The organism is Mesorhizobium sp. M4B.F.Ca.ET.203.01.1.1 (assembly GCF_004791025.1).
In the GTDB taxonomy this organism is placed as follows: domain Bacteria; phylum Pseudomonadota; class Alphaproteobacteria; order Rhizobiales; family Rhizobiaceae; genus Mesorhizobium; species Mesorhizobium abyssinicae.
Genome location: NZ_SRUO01000001.1, coordinates 81,172 through 92,172 on the forward strand (window position 1 = coordinate 81,172; position 11,001 = coordinate 92,172).

At 64.0% G+C, this 11,001-nt stretch carries 9 protein-coding genes; 7 read left to right on the forward strand and 2 right to left on the reverse strand.

Annotated elements, in window-relative coordinates; genetic code table 11:
• Positions 1 to 110 precede the first annotated feature (110 nt).
• Positions 111 to 1,403, reverse strand: a complete 1,293-nt coding sequence (rhaI, locus tag EN846_RS00390) for an L-rhamnose catabolism isomerase (RefSeq protein WP_245518499.1) — start codon at positions 1,401 to 1,403, stop codon at positions 111 to 113.
• Between the two features lie 91 nt (positions 1,404 to 1,494).
• Positions 1,495 to 3,597: a bifunctional rhamnulose-1-phosphate aldolase/short-chain dehydrogenase gene (locus EN846_RS00395; RefSeq protein ID WP_127391456.1), complete on the reverse strand. Its 2,103-nt coding sequence runs from the start codon at positions 3,595 to 3,597 to the stop codon at positions 1,495 to 1,497.
• Between the two features lie 184 nt (positions 3,598 to 3,781).
• Here EN846_RS00395 and EN846_RS00400 point away from each other — a divergent pair, with 184 nt between their 5' ends.
• The 7 genes from EN846_RS00400 (at position 3,782) to EN846_RS00430 (ending at position 10,995) form a co-directional block, all read left to right on the forward strand.
• The gene (locus tag EN846_RS00400; RefSeq protein WP_127282435.1) at positions 3,782 to 4,585 is read left to right on the forward strand and encodes a DeoR/GlpR family DNA-binding transcription regulator; all 804 of its coding nucleotides are present in this window, start codon (positions 3,782 to 3,784) and stop codon (positions 4,583 to 4,585) included.
• 48 nt (positions 4,586 to 4,633) lie between these two features.
• Positions 4,634 to 5,629 carry a rhamnose ABC transporter substrate-binding protein gene (gene rhaS / locus EN846_RS00405; RefSeq protein ID WP_126056558.1) on the forward strand — a complete coding sequence of 332 codons (996 nt, stop codon included), beginning with the start codon at positions 4,634 to 4,636 and terminating at the stop codon, positions 5,627 to 5,629.
• Positions 5,630 to 5,713: 84 nt separating this feature from the next.
• On the forward strand, positions 5,714 to 7,270 hold the full coding sequence (locus tag EN846_RS00410) for a sugar ABC transporter ATP-binding protein (protein ID WP_127391457.1): 1,557 nt from the start codon (positions 5,714 to 5,716) through the stop codon (positions 7,268 to 7,270).
• Complete coding sequence (locus EN846_RS00415; RefSeq protein WP_127391458.1) at positions 7,267 to 8,244, forward strand: ABC transporter permease; 978 nt, start codon at positions 7,267 to 7,269, stop codon at positions 8,242 to 8,244. Before EN846_RS00410 ends, EN846_RS00415 begins: the two co-directional genes overlap by 4 nt.
• Positions 8,241 to 9,242 carry an ABC transporter permease gene (locus EN846_RS00420; RefSeq protein WP_126056561.1) on the forward strand — a complete coding sequence of 334 codons (1,002 nt, stop codon included), beginning with the start codon at positions 8,241 to 8,243 and terminating at the stop codon, positions 9,240 to 9,242. The genes EN846_RS00415 and EN846_RS00420 overlap by 4 nt, the downstream gene beginning before the upstream one ends.
• Positions 9,242 to 9,556 (forward strand): L-rhamnose mutarotase, encoded by a 315-nt coding sequence (rhaM, locus tag EN846_RS00425; RefSeq protein ID WP_189379495.1) that lies wholly within the window; start codon positions 9,242 to 9,244, stop codon positions 9,554 to 9,556. Before EN846_RS00420 ends, rhaM begins: the two co-directional genes overlap by 1 nt.
• Positions 9,557 to 9,621: 65 nt before the next feature.
• Entirely contained in the window at positions 9,622 to 10,995 is a 1,374-nt protein-coding gene (locus tag EN846_RS00430) for an FGGY-family carbohydrate kinase (RefSeq protein ID WP_127309840.1), read from the forward strand.
• Positions 10,996 to 11,001 lie beyond the last annotated feature (6 nt).

Here is an 11,001-nt window from a genome sequence, read left to right on the forward strand (position 1 = left end):
CCAGCGCTCTTCTCCCCGTTCACGGAGTGAAGGTGCCGGCAGGCGGATGAGGGGCAGCGCCGACAGTGACGATTATCGAAAAACTGCCTGGAGCAATCGCCGACTTGGCCTCAAACAATCCCACCACCGCCGCCGGCGACAGCCGGCCGTTCGGCCGCGACCTTCGCCCGGTAGCCGGCGGCGCGATAGGCGGCGACCGGATCGATGGCGCCGCCAGTCCGCAGCCGCGCCATGGCAAGGATCGGCTCGACGTCGGTGCGGTAGGCCGATTTCAGCGTCTGTGTCGCCATCAGCGCGTCGTTGATTTCCTGAAAGCCCTCCAGCGCCTTGCGATCGACCAGCAGCGCCTGCGCATAGGCGCGCTGCACCTCGACCGCCGACAGCATCAGGCTTTCGATCGGGTCGGTGACGTTGTGGCTCTGGTCCAGCATGTGCGCGGGATTGAAGCCCTCGGCTCCGGATAGCTCGGCGTCGACCAGCTCGTTGAAGACCAGGAACAGCCGGTAGGGGTCGATCGAGCCAGCATCGAGATCGTCGTCGCCATATTTGGAATCGTTGAAGTGGAAGCCGCCGAGCTTCCTGAACTGGATCAGCCGCGATACGATCATCTCGATGTTGACGTTCGGTGCGTGATGGCCGAGGTCGACCAGGCAGTAAGCCTTGTCGCCGAGTTCTTTCGCGATGAGGTAGTTGGTGCCCCAGTCCTGCACGACCGTCGAATAGAAGGCCGGCTCGTACATCTTGTGCTCGGTGAACAGCCGCCAGTCGTCCGGCAGCCCGGCATAGATGTCTCGCATGGCGTCTAGGTAGCGCTCGAAGGCCCTGGCGAAATTGACCTGGCCGGGAAAGTTCGAGCCGTCGCCGATCCACACCGTCAGCGCCTTCGAGCCAAGCGTCTTGCCGATCTCGATGCATTCGAGATTGTGCTCGACCGCCTGCCGGCGCGTGCCGGCATCGGCATGCGACAGCGACCCGAACTTGTAGGAAAGCTCCTGGTCCTTGGCGTCGGAGAAGGTGTTGGAGTTCATGGCATCGAAGCCAAGGCCAAAGCGCGACGCGGCCTGCTTCAGCCGGTTCGGATCGGCCTTGTCCCACGGGATGTGCAGCGAGACGGTGGGTGTCGCCTGCGTCAGTTGCCTGATGACGGCGCAGTCCTCGATCTTGTCGAAGATGTCGCGCGGTTCGCCGGCGCCGGGAAAGCGGGCGAAGCGCGTGCCGCCGGTGCCGACGCCCCAGGACGGGATCGCCACGGCGAATTTTTCGACCTTGTCGCGGATGGTGTCGATGGCGATGCCGCGCCTGTCGAGACGCTCTCCGAGCGAGGCGTAGTCGCGCTCGAGGTCGGGTTTGCGCGCGGCGTTGCTCTTTTCGACGACATCGGCAGCGATGATCAATTCGGACACTACAATTCCTCCCAGTACTCGTTCGCTGGCGCTGCCCCTCATCCGCCCTTCGGGCACCTTCTCCCCGTGAACGGGGAGAAGGGATGCGCGACTAGCGCGTAAAGCTCTGCGCGTTGCCGGCGTCGACGTTGATGATGTTGCCGGTCGACTTGGCCGACATGTCGGAGGCGAAGAAGTAGATCGCCTCAGCGATGTCTTCGGGGAAGACCGAGCGCTTCAGCATCGAGCGCGAGCGGTAGTGCTCCTCGAGGTCGTCGGTCGACATCTTGTAGGCGGCGGCGCGCTGTTCCTTCCACTCGCCGGACCAGATCTTGGAGCCGCGCAGCACGGCGTCGGGATTGACGACGTTGACCCTGATCTGCGCCTCAGCGCCCTCAAGCGCCAGGCAGCGCGCGAGATGGATCTCGGCCGCCTTGGCGGTGCAATAGGCGGCGGCGTTGGGGGAAGCGGCAAGCCCGTTCTTGGAGGCGACGAAGACGACGTTGCCGCCGATCTTCTGCGCGCGGAACAGCCGGAAGGCCTCGCGAGAAACGAGGAAATAGCCGGTGGACAATATGTCCATGTTCTTGTTCCACAACGCCAGTGTCGTCTCCTCGATCGGCGCCGAGGAAGCGAGACCGGCATTCGAGACAAGAATGTCGACACCGCCGAACTCGACCGAAGTTTCGGCGAAGCCCGCGACGACCTGATCCTCCGAGGTGACGTTGATCACCACCGGCCGGACGAAATCCTTGCCATAGGCTTTCGACAGTTCGTCATTGGCGCTGGCGAGCGCAGCCTCGTCGATGTCGGCCAGCACCACGCAGGCGCCTTCGCGCAGCAGCCGGTTGGCGGTGGCGCGGCCGATGCCGCCGGCGCCGCCGGTGACCAGCGCGATCTGGCCCGCCAGCGCCCTCGGCTTCGGCAGACGCTGCAGCTTGGCTTCCTCGAGCTGCCAGTATTCGATGTCGAAGGCCTCCTGCTCCGGCAGGCCGACATAGGACGAGACGGTCGAGGCGCCGCGCATGACGTTGATGGCGTTGACATAGAATTCGCCGGAGGTACGCGCCGTCGCCTTGTCGCCGGCGAAGGTGAACATGCCGACGCCAGGCATCAGATAGACCACGGCATTGGGATCGCGGATGGCGGGCGAGTCCGCATGCTTGCAGCTGTCATAGTAGGCCTGGTAGCCGACGCGATATTCGGCGATGTCGTCGGCGAGACGCGCAATGACGGCGTCGACGTCGGGTTTCGCCGGGTCGAATTCAATGACCAGCGGGCGGATCTTGGTGCGCAGGAAATGGTCGGGGCATGAGGTGCCCAGTGCTGCCAGCGGCCGCAGATCCCTCGAATTGACGAACTCGAGCACGGCGGGCTGGTCGTCGAAATGGCCGAGCTTGTGGCTCTTCTCCGAGATCAGGCCGCGTATCCTCGGCATCAGCTTCGCGGCAATCGCGCGCCGCGCAGGCGCATCGAGCGACTTCACCACTTCGCCGCCGAAGATAGCCACGCCCTCGGACCGACGCTCGAACCACTCGATCGCCTGGTTGATCACCGAGATCGTCGTTTCGTAGCACTCCTTCGGCGTGTCGCCCCAGCTGAACAGGCCGTGGCTTTCGAGGATGACGCCTTTTGCCTCGGGGTTTTCCAGGCAGAATTTCTCCAGCCACAGGCCGAGCTCGAAGCCCGGCCGTTTCCAGGGCAGCCAGCCGATCGCATCGCCAAAGATCTCCTTCGTCAGCGCCTTGGAATCCTTCGCCGCGGCAATGGCGATGATGGCGTCGGGATGCATATGGTCGACGCAAGGCTTCGGCACGAAGGCATGCAGCGGCGTGTCGATCGAGGCCGCGCGCGGATTGAGGTTGAAGGTGCAGTGCGGCAGGTAGCCGACCATCTCGTCCTCATGCGCGAGGCCGCGATAGAGACCTTTCAGCGCGCGCAATTTGTCCATGTAGAGCGTGGCGAAACCGTCGAGCTTGATCGAGGCGCTGTCGCCGCCCGAGCCTTTGACCCACAGCACCTCGACCTCCTCGCCGGTCAGCGGGTCCTTCTGCCAGACCTTGGACGAGGTGTTGCCGCCGCCATAGTTGGTGACGCGCTTGTCGGAGCCGAGCGTGTTGGAGCGATAGACCAGCAGCTCCGGGTCGCTCAATCCCTTGGCCTTCGCATCATCCCACAGATTGGCGAGGCGCGAGCCGGAGCGCTTGTCGAGCATAGGTATCCTCCCTTGGGACGCAAAAGGTGTGGTCCTTTTCGCGGGGAATGTCTACGCAAGGCGCCGTCTTGTCAATCATAAACGATCAATATCGATCATATTGCACTGCACAATGAAATTATATGATCGGAAATGATTGACACTGCTCGTTTTGAGTGCCTAGATGCTCGGGCAGGGAGGAACCATGCACGAAAAAGAGCGCCACAGGATCATTCTGTCCGCCGTCCAGGAAAAGCCTGTGGTGACGGTGCAGGAGATGGTCGACCTGACGGACTCCTCCGAGGCGACGATCCGGCGCGACATCGCGGCGCTGCATGTGCAGAAGCGCCTGCGCCGGGTGCGCGGCGGCGCCGAGGCGATCTCGCCGCCACAGTTCATCGGCCTCGCCGGCCGCCCCTTCTCGGTCAACGAAACGCTGAACGCCGCGCAGAAGCGCGCGATCGCCCGGGAAGCGGTGAACCTGTGCAAGGACGGCGAACCGATCATTATCAACGGCGGCACCACCACTTTCCAGATGGTGCATTTCCTGACCGGCCGCCGCATGCCGATCTTCACCAATTCCTTCCCCATCGCCGAGCACCTGCTCAAGCATTCCAAGAACACGGTGATGCTGTCCGGCGGCACCATCTACCGCGAGCAGAACATCATCCTGTCGCCGTTCGACAATGACGTGACGCGCAACTTCTACGCGCGCCGCATGTTCATGGGCGCCCAAGGGCTGGGGCCGCTCGGGCTGATGGAAGGCGACCCGCTGCTGATCCAGGCCGAGCAGAAGCTGATCGACCAGGCCGACGAGCTGGTGGTGCTGGTCGATTCCTCGAAATTCCGCATGCGCTCCAGCCTGATCCTGTGCGGACTGACGCGCATCGCCACCGTGATCACCGACGACGGCATCGAGGACCGCGAGGCCAAGATGCTCGAAACCGCCGGGGTAACGCTGATCGTCGCCCGCAAGGCGGCACAGGAAGAATCTTCACTGCAGGCCTGAGCGGCCCGCAGCGGCGATGGAAATGCAACGCTCAAGGGAGGATATTCGATGAGCTTTTTGAAGAAACTGCTGGTTACGGCGGCCTTTTCCGCCGCCATGTTCGTGAATGCCGCCTATGCAGAGAACGTCAAGATCGCGCTGGTGGTGAAATCGCTCGGCAACGGCTTCTTCGACGCCGCCAACAAGGGCGCCGAGGAAGCGGCCAAGGAACTGGGCGATGTCGAGGTGATCTACACGGGCCCGACCAAGGCGACCGCCGAGGCGCAGATCGAAGTGATCAACTCGCTGATCGCGCAGAAGGTCAATGCGATCGCGGTTTCGGCCAATGACGCCGACGCGCTGGTGCCGGTGCTGAAGAAGGCGATGGATCGCGGCATCACCGTGATCTCGTGGGACTCCGGCGTTGCCAAGGAAGGCCGGCAGTTGCACCTCAACCCGTCGGACACCGGGCTGATCGGCGAGACCATCATCAAGCTCGCCGCCGACTACCTGCCGGAAGGCGGCGACGTCGCCATCCTGTCGGCCTCCTCGACCGCGACCAACCAGAACGCCTGGATCGAGGCGGCGAAGAAGGTGCTGCCGGAGAAGTTCCCGAAGATCAAGCTGGTCGCCACCGTCTATGGCGATGACGACTCGGCCAAGAGCACCGACGAAGCCAAGGGCCTGCTGAAGTCCTATCCGAACCTCAAGGCGATCATCGCGCCGACCACCGTCGGCGTCGTCGCCGCCGCCCAGGTCGTCACCGACGCGAACCTGATCGGCAAGGTCAACGTCACTGGCCTGGCGCTGCCGTCGGAGTTCAAGAAGTTCATCGACAACGGCGCCAGCCAGGCGGTCGCGCTGTGGAACCCGATCGACCTCGGCTACTCGGCGATCTACCTCGCCCATGACCTGGCAGTGAAGAAGGAAGAGGCCAAGCCCGGCGCCACGCTGTCGATCGGCCGCGTCGGCAAGGTGACGCTCGACGACACCAACTCGGCTGCGATGGCTCCGCCCTTCCAGTTCGACAAGACCAACATCGAGAAGTTCTCCAAGATCTATTGATCCTGGTCGACTTCAAGCTCGTGCGGCGGGACAATTGTCCCGCCGCATCTTCAAACGGACCTTCTCTCAGGGCCTGATACGGATATGGACACGACAGCCCAGCACAAAGTGGAGACGGAACGGCCGCTTTCGGGCCCGGCCCAGCCGGCCGCCCCGCGCCTGACGCTCTCCGGCATTTCGAAAAGTTTCCCCGGTGTCCGCGCGCTGCACAATGTCAGCCTGTCGCTCTATCCGGGCCAGGTGACGGCGCTGATCGGCGAGAACGGCGCCGGCAAGTCGACGCTGGTCAAGATCATGACCGGCATCTACCAGCCCGACGCCGGCGAAATCAGCATCGATGGCGAGGCGACGACGCTGCATAGCGCCCATGCCGCCTTCGGCCACGGCATCACCGCCATCCATCAGGAAACGGTGCTGTTCGACGATCTTTCGGTCGCCGAGAACATCTTCCTCGGCCACGCGCCGCGCACCCGTTTCGGCACCATCGACTGGCGCACCATGCGGAAAAATGCGCGCGAGGTGCTGGAGACGATGCGCGCCGGCCATATCGATGCCGACGCAAGGCTGAAGGACCTCGGCATCGCCAACAAGCATTTGGTCGCGGTGGCGCGGGCGATGTCGATCGATGCGCGCATCGTCATCATGGACGAGCCGACCGCCGCGCTCTCGATGAAGGAGATCGAGGAGCTTTTCCTGTTGATCGAATTCCTGAAGAGCGAAGGCAAGGCGGTGCTGTTCATCAGCCACAAGTTCGATGAGATCTATCGCATCGCCGACCGCTACACCGTCTTCCGCGACGGCGAGATGGTCGGCGATGGCCTGCTCAAGGATGCCGGCCAGAACGAGATCGTGCGCATGATGGTCGGCCGCAACGTCGACCACATCTTCCCGCAGCGCGAGCCGAAGATCGGCGCGCCGGTGCTTTCCGTATCCGGCCTGTCGCATCCGACCGAGTTCGACGATATCGGCTTCGAGCTGCGCAAGGGCGAGATCCTCGGCTTCTACGGCTTGGTCGGCGCCGGGCGCAGCGAGGTGATGCAGGCCATATCGGGCATCACCCGCACCAGCCGCGGCACGATCACGCTGGACGGCAAGCCGATCGCGCCGAAATCGGCCGCCGACTCCATCAAGGCCGGCATCGTCTACGTGCCCGAGGAGCGCGGCAAGCAGGGCGTGGTGATCGGGATGCCGATCTTCCAGAACGTTTCGCTGCCCTCGCTCATGCGCACCTCGAAATCGGGCGTGCTCAGGCTGGCGGAGGAGTTCGCGCTCGCCCGCTCCTACACCGAACGGCTGGATCTCAGAGCCTCATCGCTCAGCCAGGATGTCGGCACGCTCTCCGGTGGCAACCAGCAGAAGGTGGTCATCGCCAAATGGCTGGCGACGGCGCCCAAGGTGATCATCCTCGACGAGCCGACCAAGGGCATCGACATCGGCTCCAAGGCCGCCGTGCACGGCTTCATGGCCGAGCTCGTCGCGCAAGGCCTGTCGGTGATCATGGTGTCCTCCGAACTGCCGGAGATACTCGGCATGTCGGACCGTGTCGTCGTCATGCGCGAAGGCCGCATCGCGGCCGTCCACGACAACAAGGGGCTCGATGCCGAGACGCTGGTGCGAACCGCAGCGGGGATCGCGACATGAAGAATTTGCGCAAATACCGCGAGATCTGGCTGCTTGCGGCAATCGCGGTGCTGATCGGCCTGATCTCGACCCGCTTCCCGGGTTTCGCCGACCCGGCCAATCTGCGCCAGGTGTTCAACGATACCTCGATCCTGATGATCCTGGCGCTCGGCCAGATGGTGGTGATCCTGACGCGCTCGATCGACCTGTCGATGGCGTCGAACCTCTGCTTCACCGGTATGGTGGTGGCGATGCTCAACGCCGCGCATCCGGCGATCCCGATCCCGGCACTGATCGTCATCGCGCTTCTCGTCGGGCTGGTGCTCGGCGCCATCAACGGCTTGCTGGTGTGGCGGTTGAACATCCCCTCGATCGTGGTGACACTAGGCACGCTCACCATCTATCGCGGCGCGACCTTCGTGGTTTCCGGCGGCGCCTGGGTCAATGCCGACCAGATGAGCCCGGACTTCATCAACTTCCAGCGCGCCGCCTTCCTCGGCCTGCCGGTGCTTTCGTGGATCGCATTGCTGGTCATCGCGCTGTTCTTCGTGGTGATGACGCGCACGCAGATCGGCCGCTCGATCTACGCCATCGGCGTCAACCCGACCGCGTCGGTCTATGCCGGCATCGACGTCGGCCGGACAAAATTCATCGTCTTCTGCATTTCCGGCATGATCGGCGGACTGGCCGGCTATCTGTGGATCTCGCGCTATGTGATCGCTTCGGTCGAGGTCGCCAACGGCTATGAGCTCAACATCATCGCTGCCTGCGTCATCGGCGGCATCTCGATCGCCGGCGGCATCGGCTCGGTCGGTGGCGCGGTGCTCGGCGCGCTGTTCCTCGGTATCATCTCCAACGCGCTGCCGGTCATCAACATCTCGCCCTTCTGGCAGATGGCGATATCGGGCAGCGCCATCATCCTGGCCGTGGTGCTGAATGCGCGCGGCGAACGCCGCCAGGGCCGGATCATACTCAGAAAGGCGGAAGCGGCATGACCGACGCCCCTCACCCGCGCCACATCCCCGACCGGCTCGACAAGCCGCTCTCGTCCGCGATCTTTTCCTGGGAGGCGCTGCTCGTCGTCATCGCGGTTCTCATCTTCACGGTCAACAGCTTCGCCTCGCCCTATTTCCTCGACCCGTGGTCGCTGTCGGACCTGACTTTCAACTTCACCGAAAAGGCGCTGATCGCGCTTGCCATGGCGCTGTTGATCATTTCCGGCGAGATCGACCTGTCGGTCGCGGCGATCGTGGCGCTCGCCTCGACTATGATGGGCATGGCGGTGCAGGCCGGCGCCGGAACGCCAGTGCTGGTTGCCATCGGCATCGTTGTCGGGCTCGGCTGCGGCGCCTTCAACGGGCTGCTGGTCACGCGGCTCGGCCTGCCTTCCATCGTCGTCACCATCGGCACGATGAGCCTGTTCCGCGGCATCGCCTTCATCATCCTCGGCGACCAGGCGTACAAGGGCTATCCGGAGAGCTTCGCCTTCTTCGGCCAGGGCTATGTCTGGTGGGTTTTCTCGTTCGAGCTGGCGCTGTTCCTCGTCGCCGCGCTCATCTACTGGTTCGTGCTGCATCGCACGAGCTTCGGCCGCCGCGTCTTTGCCATCGGCAACAATCCGGTCGCATGCCAGTTCTCCGGCGTGCGTGTCGACCGCATCAAGTTCATCCTGTTCTGCCTGACGGGGCTGATGTCCGGCATCGCCTCGGTGCTGATTACCTCGCGGCTCGGCTCGACAAGGCCGTCGATCGCGCAAGGCTATGAGCTGGAAGCGATCACCATGGTGGTGCTCGGCGGCGTCTCGATCCTTGGCGGCGCCGGCAGCATCCTGGGCGTCGTGCTCGCCGCCTTCATCATGGGGCTGGTGACTTTTGGGCTCGGGCTGCTCAACGTGCCGGGCATCGTCATGTCGATCTTCATCGGCCTCTTGCTGATCATCGTCATTGCGCTGCCCATCGTTTGGCGGCGCCTGCGAGAGGGACGCTTCGCGTGATGGAAAAATACGCCTTCAAGATGAAGCTCAATCCCGGCATGAAGGCCGAGTACAAGCACCGCCACGACGAGATCTGGCCTGAGCTGGTGGCGCTTTTGAAGCAAGCCGGTGTCTCCGACTACTCGATCCATCTCGACGAGGAAACCAACATTTTGTTCGGCGTGCTCTGGCGCAGGGATAGCCACGGCATGGCCGAGCTACCCAGCCATCCGGTGATGCAGCGCTGGTGGGCGCACATGGCCGATGTGATGGAAACCAGGGCCGATAACGAGCCGGTGGCGGTGCCGCTGGAAACCGTGTTCCATATGGCATGATTGGCCCGCATTTCTCACACGCTGCCTGCCGGGTTCTCCAACCGACCCTCGATCGAGTGTGAGAAATGCGGGTAAGCCACGTCGCCGTCATCGATATCGGCAAGACCAACGCCAAGGTGGCGCTTGTCGATCTCGCGACCCTGCGCGAGACGGCACTGCGCCGCAGCGCCAACGCGCCCCTCACTGACGGCCCCTACCCGCAGCACGACATCGAGTGCCTGTGGACGTTCATCCTCGATAGCCTCGCCGAACTGCACCGCGAGCAGCGCATCGACGCCATCTCGATCACCACCCATGGCGCGACGGCGGTGCTGGTCGACGCCGGCGGAGGCCTGGCGCTGCCGGTGCTCGACTATGAATTTTCGGGACCAGACGAATTCGCCGAGGACTATGACCTCATCCGTCCGCCCTTTGTCGAGACAGGCACGCCGCGCCTGCCGGCCGGCCTGAACATCGGCGCGCAGCTCTTCTGGCAGCAGAGGCGCTTTCCAGCGGAATTTGCCAAGGCGGCCGCAATTGTGATGTACCCGCAGTATTGGGCGCTTCGGCTAACCGGCGTCGCGGTCAACGAGGTGACATCGCTCGGCTGCCACACCGATCTGTGGAACCCGTGGACGTCCGACTACTCGTCGCTGGTCGACAAGATGGGCTGGCGTCGGCTGATGGCGCCGGTGCGACCGGCGAAGGAGCGGCTAGGACCGATCCTGCCGGCCCTCGCCCGGCGAACCGGGCTCGACCCGCAGACACCGGTGTACTGCGGGCTGCACGATTCCAACGCCTCGCTGCTGCCGCATCTCTTGTCCGACCGGCCACCCTTCTCCGTCGTCTCGACCGGCACCTGGGTGGTTTCGATGGCGGTCGGCGGCGGCAGGGTCGAGCTCGATCCGGCCCGAGACACGCTGGTCAACGTCAACGCGCTCGGCGATCCCGTGCCTTCGGCTCGCTTCATGGGCGGGCGCGAGTTCTCGCTGCTGACCGACGGTCAGCCGCAGGACTGGAACGAGGACAACGTCGCCGCCGTGCTGGCGCGCAGGACGCTGCTTCTGCCCTCGACCCAGCAGGGATCGGGGCCGTTCCCGCACCGCCAGCCGCAATGGCTCAATGCCCACGGAACGAGCGGCGGCGAGCGCTTCGTCACCATCTCCTTCTATCTGGCGCTGATGACCGCGACCTGTCTTGGGCTGATCGGCGGCGACGGGCCGACAACCGTGGAAGGACCCTTTGCCCGCAACCGCCTCTTTACCGGCATGCTGGCGGCGGCGACGGGGCGCACGGTCATCGCCTCCGAGGCCGCCACCGGCACCAGCATCGGCGCAGCACTTCTGGCATCCAAAGAGACGCCCGCGCACAGCAAGGTCGAGACAATAGAACCGCAAACTGATCCCATCTGGGCGGCCTATTTCAGCGCATGGCGCGGGGCGGTCGAAGCGCGGATCTGATCAGGT

Coding starts and splice junctions, on each gene's coding strand:
- EN846_RS00395 (WP_127391456.1), bottom strand. CDS start 3,597: ATGCTCGACAAGCGCTCCGGCTCGCGCCTCGCCAATCTGTGGGATGAT.
- EN846_RS00400 (WP_127282435.1), top strand. CDS start 3,782: ATGCACGAAAAAGAGCGCCACAGGATCATTCTGTCCGCCGTCCAGGAA.
- rhaS (WP_126056558.1), top strand. CDS start 4,634: ATGAGCTTTTTGAAGAAACTGCTGGTTACGGCGGCCTTTTCCGCCGCC.
- EN846_RS00410 (WP_127391457.1), top strand. CDS start 5,714: ATGGACACGACAGCCCAGCACAAAGTGGAGACGGAACGGCCGCTTTCG.
- EN846_RS00415 (WP_127391458.1), top strand. CDS start 7,267: ATGAAGAATTTGCGCAAATACCGCGAGATCTGGCTGCTTGCGGCAATC.
- EN846_RS00420 (WP_126056561.1), top strand. CDS start 8,241: ATGACCGACGCCCCTCACCCGCGCCACATCCCCGACCGGCTCGACAAG.
- rhaM (WP_189379495.1), top strand. CDS start 9,242: ATGGAAAAATACGCCTTCAAGATGAAGCTCAATCCCGGCATGAAGGCC.
- EN846_RS00430 (WP_127309840.1), top strand. CDS start 9,622: ATGCGGGTAAGCCACGTCGCCGTCATCGATATCGGCAAGACCAACGCC.